This is a genomic window from Chryseobacterium sp. AC417 (assembly GCF_979258215.1).
Window position 1 is genome coordinate 3289057 of the sequence record NZ_OZ409845.1, and the last position, 23286, is coordinate 3312342.

Annotated in this window: 16 protein-coding genes; 9 read left to right on the forward strand and 7 right to left on the reverse strand. The window is 35.4% G+C overall.

From position 1 onward, the window contains the following. Positions 1 to 13 precede the first annotated feature (13 nt). Entirely contained in the window at positions 14 to 784 is a 771-nt protein-coding gene (locus ACZZ9T_RS15665; RefSeq protein WP_463442862.1) for a glycosyltransferase family 32 protein, read from the reverse strand. A 195-nt stretch (positions 785 to 979) separates the two neighbouring features. Here ACZZ9T_RS15665 and ACZZ9T_RS15670 point away from each other — a divergent pair, with 195 nt between their 5' ends. Continuing rightward, positions 980 to 2311 carry an alpha-amylase family glycosyl hydrolase gene (locus ACZZ9T_RS15670; protein WP_463442863.1) on the forward strand — a complete coding sequence of 444 codons (1332 nt, stop codon included), beginning with the start codon at positions 980 to 982 and terminating at the stop codon, positions 2309 to 2311. A 386-nt stretch (positions 2312 to 2697) separates the two neighbouring features. Here ACZZ9T_RS15670 and ACZZ9T_RS15675 read toward each other — a convergent pair whose 3' ends face one another. Beyond that, positions 2698 to 4272 (reverse strand): reverse transcriptase domain-containing protein, encoded by a 1575-nt coding sequence (locus tag ACZZ9T_RS15675; RefSeq protein WP_463442864.1) that lies wholly within the window; start codon positions 4270 to 4272, stop codon positions 2698 to 2700. Positions 4273 to 4658: 386 nt separating this feature from the next. Here ACZZ9T_RS15675 and ACZZ9T_RS15680 point away from each other — a divergent pair, with 386 nt between their 5' ends. Next, positions 4659 to 5849, forward strand: coding sequence for a hypothetical protein (locus ACZZ9T_RS15680; RefSeq protein ID WP_463442865.1), 1191 nt, complete (start codon positions 4659 to 4661; stop codon positions 5847 to 5849). 114 nt (positions 5850 to 5963) lie between these two features. Here the strand turns inward: ACZZ9T_RS15680 and dnaK are convergent, their stop codons facing one another. Further along, positions 5964 to 7859 (reverse strand): molecular chaperone DnaK, encoded by a 1896-nt coding sequence (gene dnaK, locus ACZZ9T_RS15685; protein WP_463442866.1) that lies wholly within the window; start codon positions 7857 to 7859, stop codon positions 5964 to 5966. Positions 7860 to 8092: 233 nt separating this feature from the next. Between dnaK and ppk1 the strand changes: the two genes are divergently transcribed. From ppk1 to ACZZ9T_RS15705, 4 genes are all read left to right on the forward strand, one after another. Next, positions 8093 to 10165, forward strand: a complete 2073-nt coding sequence (ppk1, locus tag ACZZ9T_RS15690) for a polyphosphate kinase 1 (RefSeq protein ID WP_463442867.1) — start codon at positions 8093 to 8095, stop codon at positions 10163 to 10165. Between the two features lie 123 nt (positions 10166 to 10288). Then, on the forward strand, positions 10289 to 11170 hold the full coding sequence (locus ACZZ9T_RS15695; protein WP_463442868.1) for a Ppx/GppA phosphatase family protein: 882 nt from the start codon (positions 10289 to 10291) through the stop codon (positions 11168 to 11170). 186 nt (positions 11171 to 11356) lie between these two features. Next, positions 11357 to 14422: a choice-of-anchor I family protein gene (locus tag ACZZ9T_RS15700; protein WP_463442869.1), complete on the forward strand. Its 3066-nt coding sequence runs from the start codon at positions 11357 to 11359 to the stop codon at positions 14420 to 14422. 172 nt (positions 14423 to 14594) lie between these two features. Continuing rightward, on the forward strand, positions 14595 to 15308 hold the full coding sequence (locus ACZZ9T_RS15705) for a barstar family protein (RefSeq protein WP_463442870.1): 714 nt from the start codon (positions 14595 to 14597) through the stop codon (positions 15306 to 15308). A 153-nt stretch (positions 15309 to 15461) separates the two neighbouring features. Here ACZZ9T_RS15705 and ACZZ9T_RS15710 read toward each other — a convergent pair whose 3' ends face one another. Both ACZZ9T_RS15710 and ACZZ9T_RS15715 read right to left on the reverse strand, forming a co-directional pair. Continuing rightward, the gene (locus ACZZ9T_RS15710) at positions 15462 to 15710 is read right to left on the reverse strand and encodes a NifU family protein (protein ID WP_463429281.1); all 249 of its coding nucleotides are present in this window, start codon (positions 15708 to 15710) and stop codon (positions 15462 to 15464) included. Between the two features lie 42 nt (positions 15711 to 15752). Continuing rightward, positions 15753 to 16856, reverse strand: a complete 1104-nt coding sequence (locus ACZZ9T_RS15715; protein WP_463442871.1) for an Mrp/NBP35 family ATP-binding protein — start codon at positions 16854 to 16856, stop codon at positions 15753 to 15755. Positions 16857 to 16983: 127 nt separating this feature from the next. Here ACZZ9T_RS15715 and ACZZ9T_RS15720 point away from each other — a divergent pair, with 127 nt between their 5' ends. Then, on the forward strand, positions 16984 to 19797 hold the full coding sequence (locus ACZZ9T_RS15720) for a GH92 family glycosyl hydrolase (protein ID WP_463442872.1): 2814 nt from the start codon (positions 16984 to 16986) through the stop codon (positions 19795 to 19797). A gap of 147 nt (positions 19798 to 19944) precedes the next feature. On the opposite strand, the gene ACZZ9T_RS15725 is transcribed toward ACZZ9T_RS15720, so the two are convergent. Both ACZZ9T_RS15725 and ACZZ9T_RS15730 read right to left on the reverse strand, forming a co-directional pair. Next, positions 19945 to 20658, reverse strand: a complete 714-nt coding sequence (locus ACZZ9T_RS15725; protein ID WP_463442873.1) for a phytanoyl-CoA dioxygenase family protein — start codon at positions 20656 to 20658, stop codon at positions 19945 to 19947. A gap of 175 nt (positions 20659 to 20833) precedes the next feature. Continuing rightward, positions 20834 to 22084: a dicarboxylate/amino acid:cation symporter gene (locus ACZZ9T_RS15730; RefSeq protein ID WP_463429284.1), complete on the reverse strand. Its 1251-nt coding sequence runs from the start codon at positions 22082 to 22084 to the stop codon at positions 20834 to 20836. A gap of 211 nt (positions 22085 to 22295) precedes the next feature. On the opposite strand from ACZZ9T_RS15730, the gene ACZZ9T_RS15735 reads away from it, so the two are divergent. Beyond that, complete coding sequence (locus tag ACZZ9T_RS15735) at positions 22296 to 22787, forward strand: BON domain-containing protein (protein WP_463442874.1); 492 nt, start codon at positions 22296 to 22298, stop codon at positions 22785 to 22787. A gap of 6 nt (positions 22788 to 22793) precedes the next feature. Next, the gene (locus tag ACZZ9T_RS15740; RefSeq protein WP_463429286.1) at positions 22794 to 23213 is read left to right on the forward strand and encodes an SH3 domain-containing protein; all 420 of its coding nucleotides are present in this window, start codon (positions 22794 to 22796) and stop codon (positions 23211 to 23213) included. Positions 23214 to 23286 lie beyond the last annotated feature (73 nt).

Sequence of the window (23286 nt, forward strand, 5' to 3'; positions counted from 1 at the left end):
TTTAATTATTTTATCAGTCTTTCAGATAGGCTTTGATCTTATCTTTGGGAATCAGATCCAGAATATCATTCACATTAATAATTTTGTGTTTGTTGATGATGCTTTCCACTGCTTTGTCAGCGCCAGAATAATTGATCAGCTGCTCGAGAAGTCCATAGACATTCACCATCTTTTTGTGCGTGTTTTCTTCATCGCCGCCAAACCAGGAGCCGCTGAAATGGTGGCTGACATAATTCTTCGGTAAGTGCTGAGAAAAATAAACTGAAGGATAAAGCGTGACATCGTGCTTCAGTTTCTGAATGGTGTCGCTGTAACGGTCTGCTCCATATTCGTTTTCCAGCATTTCAGAAAAAATATCAGTGTTGATGCGCTCTACAAAACCATCTTGCTGATCGTAGTATGCTACAAAATCCTTAGACAGCTGGTGTTTTGGCTCAGCCATCCAAAACGCTGAGTAAGGCACACCTTTCACTTCGAAACCGCAAATAGCTTTCTCATTCAGGAACTCATCCAATGGCAAATTCAGTTCCATATCGGTATCCATATAAATGCCTCCGTGCTCGTACATCACTTTGCACCGAACATAATCTGAAACAAAAGCCCATTTCTTCTGAGCATACGCTTCTTTCACATAGTTGTTGTCATTTAATGGCGAGTTGTCTTCGTTCCATTCCACGATTTCATAGTCGGGATGAATCTTTTTCCAGGTATTGATGCAGTGATTTGCCAATTCGGTTTTCGGCTGTCTGCCAAACCAACAGTAATGTATTTTTTTAGGGATCATATTTATATATTTTGAATAAATTACAAGAAATTCTGGTGTCACTTTTTTTCTTGCAAACATCAAACCTAAACTCAGGATTGGATTAGTTTTTTTTACAATAATCCATAAAAGTCAAAAACTTGAGGGATCAATACTCAGAATAATCATGGTAGGCATGATATTCGTTCTGGTTTTTTCTTAGCATCTTTAAAATTTATGGATCAATCAACTGACAACCGCTATCTACCCAAGCAATATGTAGAAATCACTACGCCGGATTGGGTCAAGAATGCCACACTTTATGAGCTCAATATCCGTCAATTTTCGGAGGAAGGTTCCTTCAAAGCTGTAGAAAGCCAGCTGCCGCGACTTAAGAAAATGGGCATAGATATCATTTGGCTAATGCCGGTTCAGCCTATCGGAGAATTGCACAGAAAAGGAAGTCTGGGGAGTTATTATTCGGTAAAAGATTATTTAAAAATCAATCCTGAGTTCGGTACAGAAGAAGATTTCAGAAGTCTGGTCAAAGCCATCCACGAGCAGGGAATGTACGTAATTCTGGATTGGGTTGCCAATCATACCAGCTGGGACAATGAGTTGGTGACGCAGCATCCCGACTGGTATATGAAATCAAGAAAAGGTACTTTCCAGTCCACACGATGGCGGGATTATGATGACATCATAGAACTAGATTACAGACATCCCGATCTTCGGAAATATATGACTGATGCTATGAAGTTTTGGATCAAAGAATATCAGATTGATGGGTACCGTTGCGACATTGCGAGTTTTGTCCCGATCGATTTCTGGGAAAATGTAAGAGCAGAACTTGACAGTATAAAAGCTGTCTTTATGCTGGCAGAAGCCGAAGACAAAGAACTTCACCGCAAAGCTTTTGATTCCACCTACAACTGGACACTATGGAATATACTCCACCAGATTGCAATAAATAACGTGAGTGTAAAAAACCTGACAGAGGCTTATATTGCAGAGCACGTCTCCATTTTCCCAAAAGCCGGCATCCGGATGAATTTCATAGATAATCACGACAAGAATTCATGGGAAGGAAACCAATATAGTAATTTTGGAGAGGCACTAAAAGCCGTAACTGTTTTTACTTTTTTGATGGATGGAATACCGCTTGTTTACAGCGGTCAGGAAGCTGGACTGGATCATTCATTAGCATTTTTCGAGAAAGATCCGATTGAATGGAAATCCCACGAGAACGAAGCACTCTACACTACGCTTTTTGAACTGAAACATAAAAACCGGGCACTCTGGAATGGCAATCACGGCGGAGAAATGATCAGAATTATGAATGACAGAATGGATCAGGTGATCTCTTTTGTACGGGAAAAGCATGGTGACAAAGTACTGGTGTTTATTAATCTCAGTAAAGAATCTTTCATTGTTCAGTTTGATACGTCGTTTGATACCGGAATTTACACCAATCTTTTTACAGTTGAGAAAAAAGCAGTTTCAGGAACTTTGATTATGACGATGGAACCTTGGGAATATATAGTTTTGCACAATTCTAAAGAGATTTGAATGAAAAAAATAATCTTTAAATTTTGAATTGTAAATGTTTTCAGAAGATCAAATATTTTATCATATCAAATAATTTAATTATTTAATAATTTGTGAGGAAATGGAATTGTTGAAAAAATCTTCGAGTTATTGATACCTTTCTTTATGAGTATCATATTCACTAAAAAAAATCCCCAAGCTTTCGCTTGGGGATTTCATATTTAATCAGTCTGAGACCGCTTACTTAACTTCTTCAAAATAAATTATACTAGAAATCAAATAGTTATGATTTTATATTACAAATATGATACGAAGCTTTGAATTTATTAGCGATCTTTAATCTTCAAAATTACCATTTCGCTATAGCTTATTCAATTTCTAAATATTGATAAGCTTAAAAACAAATCTTAGTTTTTCAAATGTTTATTAATTGCAGTATTTAGCAAATGCTCTTTTTTCCGTAGTTGTCTAGAAAAAATTTTACTATCAAAAATTCTTTCACACCTTTTAATATAGCTAAAATAGTTAGATTTATTTTTGTTTACAGATGGTTTAATAATCATTGAAAATTCATTTCTTTCATTTTTGACAAGAAAGGTATTATTCCTAAAAGTTTGCTTAATTTCTCCATCTTCCCCATCAAGCTCTCTTAGCGGTTTTCTGTATAATTTCTTAATTTGATTTTTAAACACTGCTTTCTGTATATTTGGATTCTTATTTCTTATTGCTCTATTAGACCGTCGTCGGACAATAGAAATTAATCGTCTGTAAAATTTTGCAATATTTGTTGATTTTATACAAGTATTATATCCTCGAAATTCAAATCCAAGGTATATTAAAGGTGCATCTTTCCTTTCTTCACCGTCAATTATTTTGAAAGACGTTAATCTCTGTACTTGTTTTTGGTTGTATCCTGACTTTCTAAATATGAAAGATTCTGTTTTTGATGAACTTATCTTTAGATTGCTTTTTTTTATTAGATTTTCAACATATTTTTTTATTTCTACAAGCTCATCTACATTTGCTACAATGATAATATCATCAGAATATCTTTTGTAGAATCCACTTCTACCCTTAACTATAACATCTAAAATCTGTTTATCAAAATCTAACAAATATAAGTTTGCAAGCACTGCACTTATCGGTAAACCTTGGGGGATGCCTACTTGAATTTTTTCTTTATTGTAGAATGAGTTTTTATAAATTCTTAATTTCCCCTGTTTTATAGTATTTCGAAAATCTGCATTTGACTCAAAGAAACTTTTAAAACCTTTTTCTCTTCTTATTTTTGCTATTTTTTTTTCATCGAACCCAGATCGTTTACCACTTTTTTGCAATTTGACCCGCAAATCATCTCTTAAAACATAACTGAAATTTGTACAAGATTTAAATACATTTTTATGGTCAGAAGGTAATTGTTCCTCATCCAACAAATCACTCCATTTTTTCTCTAATAATTGATGGTCTAAGCTAGAAAAAAAACTTTCTATATCGAAAGTTAGCACGCCGACTTCCTCTTGATCGTCACTACGATTTTTAATTTCATCAAAAACGTCTTTCGCAAAATGAATTGTACTCTTCCCCTTTCCTGTATCTTCTAAAATAATTTTCCTGTAAGCATTTACACAACCATCAAGATTAGGATCTTTTTTCAATTCTTTCTCATACAATTTATTCAATATTGAGGCGTAATATCCATAAATTAAAGCGTCAAAATGTGTAGCATAATGAAGAGGTCTTTTTTTTGCAGTTTTTTCAAATTTAAAATTATCAAGTTTGAAATTATGAGTCCTCTCTTTTTCATTTAAATGCTTTTCGGAATTTACTTTTTTATATTTTCTTTCTTTGATGATTGAATGCATCAAAGGATAAAAAGCATATTTCTGTATGAAAGAAGGGTTTTGGATTTTCTTTTGATAACTTTTCCAATTTTCATTGATGCGTAAACTCGGGGATAAATGCAAATATCCTTTCGTTTTCATCCAATTTGGCTTGTCTGTATCATTTCTCATAAAAAAACCCGTAGAAAGTTCTAGCAATAATGATTATTAAATTTACATACCTCCGAAGAGCGGACTAGTACCCATTAACTGAGTCATTGTAATGTTCGTAAAGATATACTGCAACTAATTAATGTTGCTCCAATTAAACCCTATTTAATAACAGAATTAATGAATTTGGAACTAATAATTAAATTACTTATCTTGTGGCTTGAATGCGTGATATTCCTTCTAACGGGAATACCGCATTGCAAACTTTAATCCTGCAAAAGCAGTAAGACCTAAGTCCTGTAGTCCTGACCAGATGTAAAAAATCAACTTCCTACGAGCACATCAAATATAGGAAAATAAAAAACTAAATAACTACTATGAATAACTTTCAAATTGGAGATCTTATTTCTTTAAAAAACCACCCTTATTCTTTAAATCAAAAGACGAAAATTGGAGCAAATGCTTTAATGACACCACCAATAATGGTAGTAACTGAAATATTAAAGCAAAATAAATACAATCCAGATTCTGAGAATGAAGAAAAACTGTTAGGACAAGTTCTGGGCACTTTTTATAACTCTAAAAATTGTAACTACGAAAAATTTTGGTTTAACATAGACGAAATCATTCTAATTGACAATGCAGAAAAAGAGAATATAGAAGAGGACATTGCGGAGAAAAAAAAAGTTCCAACCGAATTAACTGCTGTAAAAAAAGAATATATAGGAAAACAAGTAATTTTAAATTCCGCTGATGCAGAATTGGGAAAAAAGAAAATCAGTTGGAGTATAGAAAGTGATAAAGAAAAATTTCGAACTGAGTCTTATATGGATTTTTTACCACCAGTAATGACCGTAATTGACGTTGTTGAAAATTCTAAATTTTTAAAAGATAGAAGAGATCCAAAAGATGGCACGTTGAAAAAAGATTCTTGCAAATTCTTATTAAAATGCAAATGGTTTAACCCTTCTAAACAATCATTTTCCGAGGATTTTATCCCATTTAACATTGTAGAGGAAGTTATCTTTGATCAAGAAAAAATTGATATTATACAATTGGGTATGAGTGGAAGTAAATTATTTAAAATTCCAAAAATCACTCCATTTGAAGGACATCCTAAAAGTCAAATTAATAATACGTTAGTTGAAATCATCAACATCATTCTTTTAAATCATAAAGTACGGATCGTATATTCTAATTATTTTTCAAAAAAAGTGAAATCATCTTATTTACAAGATTTCGATTTTGAATCAACAAAGTTTAAAATTACAGATTTAGCTAAAAATAAATTTCCAGATTATTCTTCGAACGTCTTTAATGATATAAAAAAATTATCTTGGGAGAGAGATAAGTTTTATGAAATAAACTATACAGACAGAAAAGGAAGATTTACACAAAGAATAATAACAAATTGCTCTACTAGCACTTTTGAAAACGAAGATGAAATTGAAGAAATTTTTATTATCGCAAACTGCTTGTTAAGAAAAGGAGACATTCGACACTTTCGTCTAAAAAACATTAGTGAAAGATCGACTTTAACTGAAGAATTTGAAAAATTAATAAAGTAATAAGTCTGTTTAATACACACAAATATTGAAAATTTCTAAAAAAACGCTGTAAATATAAAATTTACAGCGTTTTATCATTTTTTATAATCGATGTCAGTTGATAATAATCGAAATTTATTTTACCTCTTCAAAATCTGCATCCTGAACATCTTCTGCTCCGTTTGCATTTCCTTGATTTTGAGCTCCTGCATCTGCTCCCTGTCCTTGTTGACCTGCGGCATACATTTCTTCTGTAGCTGCCATCCAAGCTGCATCAAGAGTTTCAGTTTTAGCTTTTACATCGTCTCCGTTTTTAGTTTCAAAAGCGGTTTTTAATTCTGCGTGAGCAGTTTCGATCGCTGTTTTTTTGTCAGCAGACAATTTATCACCAAATTCTTTCAATTGCTTTTCAGTCTGGAAAATCAATCCGTCAGCTTTATTGAAAACTTCAACCTCTTCTTTTCTCTTCGCATCGTCTGCAGAGTTTTCCTGAGCTTCTCTTTTCATTCTTTCGATCTCTTCTTCAGAAAGACCAGAAGATGCCTGGATTTTGATAGACTGCTCTTTACCAGTTCCTTTATCTTTTGCAGAAACACTTAAAATTCCGTTGGCATCGATGTCGAAAGTTACTTCAATCTGAGGAACTCCTCTTTGTGCCGGTGGAATATCTGTAAGGTCAAATCTACCAATCTCTTTGTTATCGTTGAACATTGGTCTTTCACCTTGTCCTACTCTGATGCTTACAGCAGGCTGGTTGTCAGAAGCCGTAGAGAATACTTCAGATTTTTTAGTTGGGATCGTCGTGTTTGATTCAATTAATTTAGTAAAAACAGAACCCATTGTTTCGATACCTAAAGAAAGTGGTGTAACGTCTAATAAAAGAACGTCTGTCACATCTCCGGTTAAAACTCCACCCTGGATCGCTGCACCAATAGCTACAACCTCATCCGGGTTAACACCTTTTGATGGCTTTTTACCGAAGAATTTTTCAACTTCTTCCTGAATGATTGGGATTCTTGTAGAACCACCTACCAAGATTACTTCGTCAATATCTGAGATAGAAAGACCTGCATCAGAAAGCGCTTTTTTACAAGGCTCCATAGAACGTCTTACCAAATCAGCAGATAATTGCTCAAATTTAGCTTTAGTTAAAGTCTTCACTAAGTGTTTAGGACCTGTAGCTGTAGCTGTAATATATGGAAGGTTGATTTCAGTCTGAGGAGAAGAAGACAACTCAATTTTTGCTTTTTCAGCTGCCTCTTTCAATCTTTGTAATGCAATTGCGTCAGATTTAAGATCAACACCTTCTTCAGCTTTAAATTCGTCTGCCATCCAGTTGATAATAACATCATCAAAGTCATCACCCCCTAAGTGTGTATCACCATTTGTAGACAATACTTCGAAAACGCCATCTCCTAAATCTAAGATAGAAACGTCAAAAGTACCACCTCCTAAATCGTAAACTGCAATTTTCTGATCTTTGTGAGCTTTATCCATACCATAAGCCAAAGCAGCTGCTGTAGGCTCGTTGATGATTCTTTCTACGGTAAGACCAGCGATTTCTCCAGCTTCTTTGGTAGCTTGTCTCTGAGCATCGTTAAAGTAAGCCGGAACAGTAATTACCGCTCTTGTTACCTCTTGCCCAAGATAATCTTCAGCAGTTTTCTTCATTTTCTGAAGAATCATTGCTGAAATTTCCTGTGGTGTATATTCTCTGTCTTCGATTTTTACTTTTACAGTATCGTTGGGTCCGCTTACAACAGCGTAAGGTACTCTTGAAACTTCAGAAGCGTCATCTTTGAAATGTGTTCCGATGAATCTTTTGATAGAATATACTGTTTTTGTCGGATTTGTTACAGCCTGTCTTTTTGCAGGATCTCCTACTTTTCTTTCACCATCTTCTGTAAATGCTACGATAGAAGGTGTTGTTCTTTTTCCTTCTGCATTAGGGATTACTACGGCATCTTTACCTTCCATTACTGCAACGCAAGAGTTGGTAGTACCTAAGTCAATTCCGATTATTTTACTCATAATATTTATATTTTTTAATTTTAGGTTTAATTTACAAACTCATATTCTCAATATCTGTACCATTAGAATTTATATGACAAATTGACACATCATCACAATAATTTCCAGCAGATATAAGTCAGCAAACTGTCACAAACACTTGTACGACAAGAAAAAAATTAATTAAAGATTAATCTTGGTGTTCAATAAAGATTATTAATAATTAGTATTTTTGATAAATTTTACTAATATCTATGTCAGTACACTTTAATCCCAGAGATATTACCTGGTTGGCGTTTAATGAAAGAGTTTTGCAGGAAGCAATGGACGAAAATGTGCCTTTGCATCTAAGAATCAGATTTCTTGGGATTTTCTCTAATAATTTAGATGAATTTTTCAGAGTACGTGTTGCAGGTCTGAAGCGTGCCATGGATTTTAAGGAAAAAGTAATTGCCGAATCTTTTTATCAGCCCCCGTCAAAAATTCTTCAGAGGATTAATGAAATTGTGATCACTCAACAGGCAGATTTCGACAAAACCTGGAAAAAAATTCAGGTTGAGATGGCAGAGCAGAAAGTTTTTATCAAAACGTCAAAAAATCTTACGGCAAAACAGAAAGATTTTGTAAGACAATATTTTGATGAAGTGGTAGAATCTAATGTAATTCCTATCCTTCTTCACGAAAATACGCCAATGCCTTACATGAGAGACAAAAGTCTTTATTTAGGAGTTGCAATGCGAAAAAAAGACTGGCATTATCACAGTAATTACGCTATTATTGAAATTCCATCCCGTTTTGTAGGAAGATTTGTGCTTTTACCTACAGAAAATTTAGAAGAAAAAAATGTCATGCTATTAGAGGATGTCATTACATTCAATCTTCCCCACATTTTTTCTTATTTCGGATATGACGAATTTTCTGCTAATGCTTTTAAGGTAACGAAAGATGCAGAAATGGATATTGATAATGACATCAGAACCAATTTTGCCGAAAAAATAGAAAAAGGTCTTAAAAACAGACGAAAAGGAAAGCCTACCCGATTTGTGTTTGATAAAGATATGGATAAGGCAATGCTTGAATTGCTTATCAGAAAGTTAAATTTAAGCAAAAAAGACAGCATTATACCCGGCGGAAAAATTCATAATTTCAAACATTTTATGGATTTTCCGGATGTATTTGAATATTACAAAAAACCTTTAGAGAGAACATCTTTTACCCATCCTGCTTTCGAACATGGTGAAAGAGTGACAGATGTCATTCTGAAGCAAGATGTTTTGCTGAGTTTTCCGTATCATACTTACACTCCTGTGATCGATCTTTTACGTGAAGCCGCAATGGACCCCGATGTAAAATCTATACAAATTACTGCATACCGTCTTGCAAGCAACTCAAAAATAAGCAATGCCTTGATTTATGCTGCCAGAAATGGTAAAGAAGTGACGGTAATGCTCGAGCTTCAGGCAAGATTTGATGAAGAATCTAATTTGATGTGGAAAGAAATGTTTGAACCGGAAGGAATTACAGTGCTTGTGGGAATTCCGGACAAAAAAGTGCATGCTAAACTGTGTGTCATAAAAAAACGAATCAACAACAAAACTCTGCAATATGGCTTCGTAAGTACCGGAAATTTTAACGAAAAAACAGCCAGAATTTATGGCGATCACCTGATCATGACCTCAGACAGAGGCATTATGGCAGACATCAACAAAGTTTTCACAGCCCTAAGAAAGCCAAAGGAAGATTACACGGCAGTTTTGAAAACGTGTAAAAACTTATTGGTCTGTCCTGTTTTTATGCGTGAAAAAATTGTTTCCCACATCGATAAGGAAATTGAAGAGGCAAAGGCTGGTCGAAAAGCAGAAATGATCATTAAAGCCAATTCTGTAAGTGACCGTGCACTGATTTTAAAATTATATGAAGCTGCAAAAGTAGGTGTAGTGATCAGAATTATCGTGAGAGGTATTTACTGTGCAATCAATCAGAAAGATTTTAAACAAAAAATAAAGGCAATAAGCATCGTCGACGAATATCTGGAACATGCGAGAGTCATGTATTTCTACAACAAAGGCGCTGAAGATCTGTATATTTCTTCTGCCGACTGGATGAACAGAAACCTGGATTACAGAATAGAAGCCGCCGCAAAAATTACTGATAAAAATCTTAAAAATGAATTGAAAGATATTTTGGATATTCAATTGAGAGATAATGTAAAAGCCCGAATTTTAGATAAAAAATTGAGTAACGAATATATCAGCAATGATGAAGAAGAATGTCGGTCACAGATTGCAACCTACAATTATCTGAAAGCTAAAACTACCGTAAAATAGCTGCTGTAAAAGACTCATTTTCGGATTTTGATGAATAATAAACAAATTATTTTTGTACATTCGATTTATAAAAGGCATAACATTTTAATAAACAACTGAAATTCAATAAAATACATTTAACTAATGATCATTGCAGCGATAGATATAGGTAGTAATGCAGCCAGACTTTTAATCAATGAGGTAAAAATTCAAAACGGAAAACCAGAATTTATTAAATTAAATCTCCTGCGAATTCCTCTGCGATTGGGAATGGATGTTTTTACTCTTGGGAAGATAGGTGAAGAGCGGGAAAAAATGGTCTTAGATTCAATGAAAATTTTCAGTGATCTGATGAAAGTCTACAAAGTCGAACATTACAGAGCCTGCGCAACCAGCGCAATGCGCGATGCGGAGAATGGAAAAGACATTATTGAAAAAGTAAAAAATTCTTCAGATCTCAGTATAGAAATTATTTCCGGAGACGAAGAAGCAACTTTGGTCTACGAAAACCATGTTGCAGAAGGTCTTGACAAAGATTTCGCCTATCTTTATGTAGATGTTGGCGGCGGTTCTACCGAGTTAACATTCTATGAAGATGGCAAAATGATTTACGAAAAATCTTTCAATATCGGAACGATTCGTCTTCTCAACAATCTCGTGACAGAAGACAACTGGAAAGAGATGAAGGAAGAAATAAAGGCAAACATCAGCAGCAAAAAACAAATTGTTGCCATCGGTTCCGGCGGAAATATCAACAAAGTTTTCTCGATGAGCAAAACCAAAGACGGAAAGCCCATGTCGATCGCTTATCTGAAAAAAGCCTACAAGGAATTCAATGATCTTACGGTTGAAGAAAGAATGACAAAATATGGTTTCAGAGAAGACAGAGCCGACGTTTTGGTGCATGCTTTAAAAATATACAATTTTGTCATGCATTGGGCAGAGATCAACAAGATTTTTGTTCCTAAAATTTCTGTGGCGGATGGTTTGATTCATAATATTTACAGTTCAATGGAAGATCAATAGAACTTCATTAAACAACTTTTTATAAAATAAGACAAATTGAGAAATATTCAGTTTGTCTTTTTATATTTAACAAAAAATTAAAGAACAGAAGAATATTGAATTAAATATTAATCATTTCTTAAACTTCTATTAAAAGCCTCACAATGTATAATCTTCATTTTTGCACAAATCTATATATAAGTAAAAATGAAGAACAAATACTTTTTCAGAAGTTTGCTACCTATCGCAGCATTATTTCATGGTGCAGTTTCAGGACAAACTTTGGTTCACTACTGGAATTTTAACAATAATGCTTCCGTTGCAGCTATTACAACTCCGACCTCTACACTTTTAAACGGCTCTATTGCTGCAGTTTCTACAGGAACGGGAAGTGCAGATACTTTTGTTGATTTTGCCGGCGGAACAGCACAGAATTTTAATATTGACAATTTGAATGCAAGAAACGGAGATGCTTCCGGAACGCATTTGAGATACAATTATCCTATCAACGGAAACCTGCAATTTTCTCTTCCTACAATAGGTTATAATAATGTTGTGGTAAAATTTACTACAAGAAGATCAGGTTCAGGAGCAGGAATGCAAACCTGGTCTTATTCTTTAGACGGAACTACATTTACGCAATATCAAACTGTTGCACCAATGGATGGAAATCCGCAATTGATTACATTTGATTTTTCAGCGGTTGCGGGAGTTGCAAACAATCCAAACTTCAAATTGAAAGTTGAGTTCGCAACAGGTTCTGGAGGAAATGTAGGAAACAACAGATTTGATAACTTCACAGTGGATGCTACTCCAACTGGCGGAGTTGATACTACTCCACCTACAGTAACTTACTTGCCTGCGAACAATGTCAACAACGCCTCTACAACAGTAAATCCTACAGTTACTTTCAACGAAAACGTAAGACTTCTTGATAATTCTGCCATTACCGCTGCAAATGCTCAGAGTTTGGTTGAATTGAGATTAAGCAATGCTACAGGAACAGTAGTTCCTTTCACAACGACGTTTAGTAACAATAAAATTACAGTGATTCCTACTGCAGGTTTAGTTCCGAATCAGGCATATTATCTGGTTTTAAAACCAAATATGGTTGAAGATACGAGTGATAATGCTGTAACTGCTACAACATCTACTACTTTCACTACTGCAGGAACTACAATTTCTTTAGACAAGACATTCGTTAAAGTCAACGAAAATGCGGGGACTTTGGCATTCAAAATCAATGTCAATAATCCTTCAAATGCAACGGTAAATCTTATAGTAAAACCGGCACCCTTCAGTACGGCAAACAACAGTGATTTCACTCTGACCAATCAAACCATCAATATTACTCCTGCCACCACAAGTGTTACGATTAATATTCCGGTCACTGATGATATTTTGGAAGAACAACAGGTAGAATATTTTGTTTTGAGCCTTGAAAATCCTGTCGGAGCAACAATCACAGGTGATGCATCATCTACAGTTTATATCGTAGACAATGACAAAGCAGCACCGATAGCATCTAACCAAATCCAATTAAATTATATCGGAAGCTTTGATCCTTCAGGAACCAATAACAGTTCTACAGAAATTGTTGTGCATGATCCTGCAACCCAAAGACTTTTCACGATCAGTGCACTTACAGATGTTTTTGATATCATCAACTTTGCAAATCCGCTTGCGCCAACGGTTATCAGCACAGTAAATATGTTGCCATACGGCGGAATTACCAGCATTGCTGTAAGAAACGGAATCATCGCAGTGGCTTCTCCAAACGGAACCAATGCACAAGCAAACGGATCAGTTGTATTCTTTGACATCAACGGAACCTTTTTGAAACAAGTAAATGTTGGAGTTTTACCAGACATGATTACTTTCACCCCAGACGGAACCAAAGTGATGACTGCCAATGAAGGAGAGCCAAACGATGCTTACACGGTAGATCCGGAAGGTTCGATCAGCATTATCGATATTCCTTCTTTGACGGTTGCCGGAATTCAGGCTTTAACGCAATCTAATGTGACTACACTTGCGTTCACCCAATTTAATGGTCAGGAAGCCACTTTAGCTTTAACGGGAGGAAGAAAAGTAAAATCTACAAGCACTCTTGCTCAGGATCTGGAACCGGAATACATTGCAATCAGTCCGGACAGCCAGAAAGCATGGGTTTCTTGTCAGGAAAGCAATTCAATCATTGAAGTTAATTTAGCTACAAAAACATTAGGAAGCATTTGGGGATTAGGTAAAAAAGACATGAGCCTCCCAGGAAATGGTTTTGATGCTTCTGATAATAACGGAGAAGTTTTGATCGCCAACTGGCCGGTAAAAGCATATTACAATCCGGATGCCATGGCATCATATAAAATAGGAAGCACCAATTACATTGTCACTGCCAATGAAGGTGACGAAAAAGATCTTGGAGGATTTAGTGAAAGAACAACGGTAGGAGCTGCAACTTACGGTTTAGATTCAACAGTATTCCCGAACGCCTCTGTATTGAAAGCTTCACACAATTTAGGAAGATTCAGAACGACCAGCGTGAACGGAAATACCGACGGAGATGCAGAATATGAAGAAATCCATTCTTTAGGCGCAAGATCATTCTCTATTTTCAATGCAGATACCAAGCAAATCGTTTACGACAGCGGAGATCAGTTTGAAAGATATACTTCAGCTAACTTTCCATTAATCTTTAATGCAGATAACGAAGCGAATGGAGCCAAAAACAGAAGCCGTGCAAAAGGTCCTGAACCGGAAGGAGTAACGTTAGGAACCATCAACGGACAGACTTTCGCATTCATTACATTAGAAAGAATTGGAGGTGTGATGGTTTATAATGTGACAGATCCCAATAATGTAACCCTTACAGATTACAAGCATTCCAGAATGACTTCGGCATTTGGCGGAGACAACGGTCCTGAAGGCATCACATACATCGCTCCGGCGAATACCACAACAGGAAAAGGATATGTGATTGTTGCGAACGAGATCAGCGGAACATTATCGATGTATGAAGTTCTTTTGTCACCAACTTTAGCAACAAGTGAAGTGAAACCACAAAAAGCAAGCTTCAACATCTTCCCGAATCCTGTGAACAAAGGAAGTATGTTGTATTTCAATAAAGCACAGGGATATGAATTGTACGATATGTCGGGAAAATTACTTGGAAAAGATAAAAATGCCTTGACAATAGATACTTCAAAACTGAATACCGGAGTTTATTTAATCAAAACTTCTGAAGGTGATGTGAAAAGAGTTATTGTAAAGTAATTTCTTCATATTTGATTTAATGTAGCCCCGGTTTTTCCGGGGCTTTTTTGTTGAAAAAACTTTCATCTTTCTTTGGAAAGTCAACCTTGTCAAGGTTAAATATGCAAGCGGATAATAACCTTGACAAGGTTTTGCAATAAATTTTCATTACTTTGACTAAAATTAAATTTCAATGTTCGGATTTTCATTAGATTCAGGTTTACATCCACCTGAAGTTATTACAATTATAGAGGATGTGAGAAATCTGGAAAGTAACAATAATATCGGATATCGTCAAATTAGATTGAATAATATTGAAAATCCCGAAAAACTAAAATTTGAGATAAATGAAGCAAGTTCCAAATTTGACAATAATGGCTATATTTATCTTTTAGATCAAAATAATTTAATTCTTACAGGAACCTTCATCAGTAATATCAAAATTTTAAAATCAGAGAAAAATAATATCAGTTTGGGTGGTTTTGTATGGCATCAACCTAAAGGGTATTATAAAGCGTGGAAAATCAAGCTGAACAACCAAGTTAATGCTAAAAACATTTGGAAAAGTTTTGAGAAGGATGAATTACAAGGTTGGCTGGTTTTTGCTTTAAACAATGTGAGTTCGGAGTCTTCACAAAAAGATTTAAAAATCGAAATTGACGGAAATGATTTTCATAATCTCGACGAATTCTTTTGTTCTCTCGGTGAAGAAATCAATGGAATTGCAGGTTACTTTGGAAGAAACATTCCTGCTCTTAATGATTGTATGAGTGGTAATTTTGGAGTACAATCTATTAAAGAACTAACTTGGAAAAATCATCAGAAAAGTAAAAAACTTTTTAAAACAAAATTCAATGAAATTCTGGAAATATTTATAGAGTTTGATGTTAAAATAAACTTGCAGTAATTTTTGGCTAAAGCCAATGGAATATTATTAATTTTGAAAACAGGCTGAAGCCCGTTTCTATTGATACAGATAAATACTTTTAATTACATAAGAAAAATCATAAAAAAGACAGACCTTCACAGATCTGTCTTCAAAAAATATATTATGTATTTTTTATTCTACATTCACTACTTTTGAAATCTCAGGAGCGTGTTGTTTGATGGTATTTTCAACACCCAGTTTCAGAGTTGAAAAGTTCAGAGAACAGCCGGAGCAGTTTCCTAAAAGCTTTACATAAACGGTGTCTTCTTTTACATCAATCAACTCAATATCTCCCCCGTCTTTATTCAAAAACGGACGAATACTCTCAAGAGCTTCCATTACTCTGGTTACTATGCTTTCGTGTGCTATATTTGTCTCCATATTTTGAATTTGGTTTTTCAAAAATTAATTTGAAATCATTATTTATTTCTTTGGCGAGCAACCTGCAATCGTTGTGATTTTCACGGCTTCTGTAGGCGGAAGAAACTTGTTTCTTTCTACCAAACTCTCTACCATTTTTCTGGCAGTATCTGTATAGATCTCTGCAATTTTAGAATTTTCCTGAAGTGCAGCAGGTCTTCCTACATCTCCCGCTTCTCTGATGCTCTGAATCAAAGGAATTTCACCTAGAATAGGAATTCCCAAATCTTCAGCTAAATACTGTGCTCCCTGATTTCCAAAGATATAATATTTATTGTCAGGTAATTCTTCCGGTGTAAAATACGCCATGTTTTCAATCAATCCAAGTACCGGAATATTGATACTTTCCATATTGAACATTGCAATCCCTTTTCTCACATCTGCCAAAGCAACGTGTTGAGGTGTACTTACAATTACTGCTCCCGTTACCGGAACTTCCTGAATGATTGATAAATGAATATCACCCGTTCCCGGAGGCAGATCGATTAACAAGAAATCTAATTCTCCCCAAGCTGCATCTCTGATCATTTGGTTCAAAGCTTTTGAAGCCATTGGACCTCTCCAGACTACTGCTTGGTTTGCTCCTGAAAAATATCCGATGGAAAGCATTTTCACACCGTAATTTTCGATAGGTTTCATTAAACTTTTTCCGTTGACATCTACAGAAATCGGCTTCTGACCTTCTGTATCAAACATGGTAGGAACAGACGGCCCGTAAATATCAGCATCTAAAATCCCTACTTTGAAACCCATTTTTGCTAAAGTTACCGCAAGATTGGCAGCAACGGTAGACTTACCAACACCACCCTTTCCGGATGCGATGGCGATAATATTTTGAATTCCAGGGATTTGTTTTCCTTTGATCTGACTAAGCTGAACTTCGCTTGGCTCGGGAGAAACTATTTTTAATTTTAAATTAATTTCTTCTCCAAATTCACTTGCGAAAGCCTGTTTCATGGCTGCCTCAAGTTTCTTTTTTTCGTGCATCGCAGGCGAATGAGCGGTCATATCAATGTACACATCGCTTCCCATCACCTGAAAGTTACTCACCAAATCATCTACTTCTATTTCTTTAAGGAAATCCTGAACTTTTTCTTTAGTTAACATAAAAATATAAATTGACTACAAATTTACGGAAATTTTAGCTATTTAGAATCAGTAAACGGTGTGATAGACAAATTCTTTTGTACACGGAAATTTTGTAGTATTTTAGAACGTTTTTAATTTTAAACTCATGCAAAAAATATTCTTCATTCTTTTGGGATTAATCAGCCATAATTTAATATCGCAAAATTATTCGCAATACGTAAATCCTTTCATCGGAACAGGTGGTCATGGTCATACTTTTCCCGGAGCAATCGTACCTTTCGGGATGGTACAGCTTTCTCCTGACACGAGAATCGACGGAAGCTGGGACGGCTGTAGCGGTTATCACTACTCAGATTCGGTGATTTATGGTTTTTCGCATACGCATCTTAATGGAACGGGAGTGTCAGATTACGGAGACATTATGCTGATGCCGACGATGGGAAATCCGGGACTGACTCCGAAAGAATATTCTTCAAAATTTTCGCACAAAAACGAGAAAGCAACGGCTGGGTTTTATTCTGTTAAATTAGACAAGCACAACATTGATGTTCGTTTAACGACAACAAAAAGAGTGGGTTATCACGAATACACCTTCAACAAAGCCGGAAACGCTAATATTATTTTAGATTTAAATCACAGAGATAAATTGCTGGAAGGAGAGGTTAAAATTATTGACAGCAAAACGATTGAAGTTTTCAGAAGAAGTGAAGCCTGGGCGACCAACCAACAGATTTATGCGAGAATTGAGTTTTCAAAGCCTATGTTTGAAACTAAAGGACATGAAGAAAGTGAATTCAAAATTGGTACAATTAAAAAAGGATATTCAGGAACAAAAATTCAAGTAGCATTTTCTAATAAGGTAAAAAAAGGAGAGAAGATTCTCGTAAAAGTGGCGATTTCTCCGACAGGTTATGAAGGTGCCGGAAAAAATATGGTGGCTGAAGGAAAATCAAATAATTTTACCGAAATTCAGAATCAGGCGGTCGCAGACTGGAATAAAGAACTTTCAAAAATTGAAGTGAAGTCTGCCGATAAAGACAAATTAACGGTTTTCTATACCGCATTATATCATGTTTTCACACAACCGAACATCAATATGGACGCTGACGGAAAATACCGTGGCAGAGACAACAAGTTTTACATGGCAAAAGATTTTGGATACTACTCCGTTTTCTCGCTTTGGGATACATTCAGAGGAGCGCATCCTTTGATGTCATTGATTGACCGAAAAAGAACGGCAGATTTTGTCAATACTTTCATCAAACAATACGAACAGGGCGGAAAACTTCCCGTTTGGGAACTCGCTTCTAATGAAACGGAATGTATGATCGGCTATCATTCGGTTTCGGTAATTGCAGATGCAATGTCAAAAGGAATCACAGGCTTTGATTATGAGAAAGCTTTTCAGGCTTCAAAAAATTCGGCAATGCTGGATATTTTTGGTTTAAATGCTTATAAACAAAACAATTACATCAGCATTGATGATGAACATGAAAGCGTCTCAAAAACGTTGGAATATGCATATGACGACTGGTGCATTGCTCAGATGGCAAAAATTTTAAACAAAAAAGAAGATTATGAATACTTCATGAAACGTTCTCAAAACTGGAAAAATCTTTACAATCCCAACAACGGTTTTATGCAGGCAAGAAAAAACGGAAACTGGTATGAACCGTTTGATCCTAGTGAAGTCAACAACAATTATACTGAAGGAAATTCGTGGCATTATTCCTATTCTGTTCCGCAGAATATTCCGGAGTTGATTGAAGCTCATGGCGGAAAGGAAAAATTTGAACAATTCATTGATGCTATTTTCGCTGCTTCCGATAAAACGACAGGTAGAGAACAGGTGGATATTACAGGTTTGATGGGACAATACGCTCAAGGAAACGAACCGAGTCATCACATTGCCTATCTTTATAATTTCGTTGATAAACCCCAGAAAACGGAAGAAAAAATCAAATACATTCTTGATAATTTCTATAAAAATTCTCCCGATGGTTTGATCGGAAACGAAGATTGCGGACAAATGAGCGCATGGTATATTTTAAGCACCATGGGAATTTATGCTGTAACTCCCGGAAAACCTGAGTGGGAAACCGTGACGCCCTATTTTGATGAAATAAAACTGCGTTTAGAAGACGGAACAACAAGAATTATCACCAAAAACACTCCGAAATCTGAGCTTAAACATTTAGGTTTTGAGAATATAAAAGTTGCCAAAGATTTAAAATATACCGAGCAAACTGCTTCTCCGGTCATCGCCGCAGACCGACTGTTTGATTTTACGACTCAGGTAAAAATCACCCCTTTGAATGAAAAAGATAAGGTGTATTACATGACGATGGATGAAAATGACGCTAACGTCAGAAAGACTTTTAAAGCCTACAAAGAACCTTTTACCATCAGCAAAACCACACAGGTTTCTACCTATGCTGAAAGAAATGGTGAAAAAAGCGGAATTACAACTGCCAACTTTAACAGACGACCGAATCATTGGGATATTACCATCAATTCAAACATGCATCCACAATATACAGCGGGTGGAAAATTCGCATTGATTGACGGCATCAATGGTGATGTAAATTGGAGAAAAGGCGAATGGCAAGGTTATCAAGGACAAACTTTGGAAGCTATTATTGATTTTAAATCACCTCAACAGATTAATCATATCTCTTCAAACTATCTTCAAGACAGCAGAGCCTGGATTTTAATGCCTAAAAAAGTGGAATATTATGCTTCAATGGATGGAAAAACATTCATTCTTCTGAAAACCTTAGAAAATAACATTGATGCTAAAGATGAAAACGTCCAGATGAAAGATTTCTCAACGGAAGTTCTTCCTACTGAAGCTCGTTATCTAAAAGTTAAAGCCTATCATTTCGGTAAACTTCCGGAATGGCATCAAGGAGCAGGTGGAGATGCTTACATTTTTGTGGATGAGATTTCTGTGAAATAGTAAGTCAAAAAATTTTAATTTATAAAACCTCTTTCGATTGGGAAGAGGTTTTTGTTTTAATCAATAGGAACGGGCTTTAGCCCGTTTAATAAATATAGCAACTAATCGGCTTTAGCCAAAGCTTATTCTGTTCAATTCAGGGAATAATTAATTCATTCTTTCCGACCACTGTAATTCTTCCGGCAATTCTCGATCAGAAAACTCAATATGAATTATTCTTCGTTTATTTCCATTTGTTGTTCGGTTTGAACCATGAAGAAGTAAAGGTTTCATCATCATTATTCCACCTTGTTCTACATTGCAGATATTTTCTGTTTCTACATTCCAATCAATGGTTTCTGGTCTGTAAATTCCTTTTGCGTGAGATTTTGGAACGACTTTCAGAGCTCCATTATTTTCATCGGTATCGTCTAAATGAATTCTTATCGTAAAAATGTTTTCGAGAATATCTAAAGGTGGTTGTACAGCAAACTGATTCTGTTTGGTTGTCCATGGTCCGAAGTTATCCAGTTCAACTTTTTTATCCACAGAAATCGTTAAATCCTGATGATAGGCAACGTACCAGTTTGATTTTTCTGGCTTATCGAAGTAAATACTTTTAACAACAAAATAATTTTCACCAAAAATTTCTTTGATAATTGTTTTTAAATTTTCATTAAAAATCAAATCTCTTACTTCAGGAATTTCCTTTAAAAACTGACGGATCGCAAAAAGATCTTCGGATTTTCTGAAGGTTTCTTTTGAAGTGTCAATATTCTGAATGACTTCACTTATTTTTACAATCTCTTCCGTAGAAAAAACATTGCTGATAACGGAAAAACCTTTATCAGCAATTGTATTTTTATGATTTTGTAAGTTCATTTAATTATAGGTTTTAATCTATTTTTAACGCAAAGTTCGCAAAGCTTTTATTTAAATGATTGAAAATATTTTTCGTTCGCAAAGGCGTTTCACTCAACAAAGTAATACAAATTTCATAAAAAATGGTGAACAGAAAAAAATTCTCTGTTGACCATTTATTAAGTTAAATTAATATCTACAGATCTCCACCATGGTTATCCAGCTGCCCTTCCCACTTTGAAACAGCAGACGTCGCTAAGGCGTTACCTAAAACATTGGTCATGCTTCTCGCCATATCACAGAAGTGATCGATAGGAAGAATTAAAGCAATTCCTTCTGGCGGAATTCCGAACATCGAACAGGTTGCTACAATAATAACCAGAGAAGCTCTCGGAACTCCCGCAATTCCTTTTGAAGTCAGCATTAAAACCAAAAGCATAGTGATTTGCTGCCCGACAGACATTTCAATTCCGTAGATCTGTGCTATGAAAATTGATGCAAACGTCATATACATCATACTTCCATCGAGATTAAATGAATATCCTAATGGTAAAATAAATGACACCACTCTATTGTTGCATCCGAATCTCTCCAGTTCTTCAACCAATTTTGGAAAAACAGCTTCTGAACTTGTCGTGGAGAAAGCGATTAATAAAGGTGATTTTATCCTTCTTAATAATTCAAAAAGACGGTTTCCTAAAATTAAATAACCAACAATCAATAAAACCGCCCACAAAACAGCTATTGCAAAGAAAAAGTCTCTCAGATAAATAGCATACACTTTAAAAATTTCAAAACCATTGGTTGCCACTACAGCTGCAATTGCTCCTAAAACTCCAAGCGGTGCAAACCACATGATGTAGGCTACCATTTTTAGAATTGCGTGTGCGATCACATCAAACAATTTAATAACCGGCTGTGCATATTCGTCACCCAAATTAGCCAAAGCGACTCCAAACATAATGGAAAAAACAACAATCTGAAGCACTTCATTAGTAGCAAAAGCTTCAAAAATACTTTTAGGAATGATATGTTTCACAAAATCTTCCAGCGAAAAACCTTTACTTGACTTTAACAGTTCTTCAGCGGACGCTGTGTCCTGAATAGGAAGTTTTGTTACATGACCGGGCTCCAACCAATTTACCAAAACCAAACCAATGAACAGAGATATAAGAGATGCCGAAATAAACCAAAGCATCGCTTTTGAGCCTACTCTTCCAATCATTTTAAGATCACTCATTTTTGCAATTCCTACAACCAATGTGGTGAAAACCAACGGTGCGATAATCATCTGCACCAATCTGATAAAGACCGTGCCGAGAAGCTTGATATTGTCTGAGAATGGTTTCGCACTTTCGGGATACTGAATATGTACAAATCCGCCAATTACTACACCCACGATCAATGCAACTATAATCGCAATAAATAATTTATTTTGTCCTTTCATATCTTTAGTTCAATAATCACAAATATAATGGTTTTATTGGTGATGCCTAAAACTTTATGAAAACTGTTTGAAATCAGTAATTTTAAAAATTAACTTGCAGATTATGATGACATTAAAATAAAAGCTTGAGATATTTATTTATTTTTTAGATAATTGGTATAGATTTTATTATTACATTTGAGTGTAATTAAAACATTAAATAAAATCAATTATGAAAAAAACAATCGCAATGTCTGCCTTAGCTTTGGCAGTATCATTCGGATCTATTTCGTGCAAAAAGAAAGTATCAGATGCTGATCTTCAGACTCAGGCAACTACCATTGTAACTGCTAATCCGGCTGCCACTGTAGAAGTAAAAGAAGGTGTAGCTCATTTAGGCGGAACGTTCGCCTCACAAGCTGAAAAAGACGCAGCTATCAAATCTCTTAAAGAAATTAAAGGTGTAAAAGACGTACATGATATGGCAACTGTTGCACCAACAGTAACTGCTCCTGAACCAGTGCAAACAACGACAGCAGTTGACCCTATGGTACAGCAAAAAGTACAGGATGCATTGAAAGATTTCCCATCTGTAAAAGTAGAAGTTGTTAACGGAGAGTTGACTCTTACAGGAACTGCATCTTCTGCACAGGCAAGAAAAATCAAAGAATCTGTGGATGCTTTGAAAGTTGGAAAAGTAAATTATAACTATACTGTAAAATAATTAGAGATGAGCACATTACAGGATAAATACTCAAGTGTAGTTTCTGCAGCTCAGTCTGCGGGAGTTTCTAATCTTCAGGTTCAGGAACAGGACGGAATTCTTTATGTTTCCGGAAATGCATCTAACACTGCAGCGAAAGACGCAGTCTGGAATGCTTTAGGAGCAATCGATTCTACGTATTCTGCTTCAGATATCAATATCGATGTACAAGTTGCAGGCCTTGCTGCAGGTGCATCACTTACTATTGCTACTGAAGATTCTAACCTGAACATCAGACAAGAGCCTTCTACGGATGCTGCTGTTGTTGGTAAAGCAGCAAAAGGCTCATCAGTTACTTTGGTTGAACAAACTTCTGACGATTGGTGGAAAGTAAAAACTGCTGACGGACAGGAAGGATATGCATACTCAAGATACTTGAAAGCATAATCATATCATAATTTTTATTCTAATCCCTGAATTTATCAGGGATTTTTTTTGTTTTAACATCAAGATATAAAAG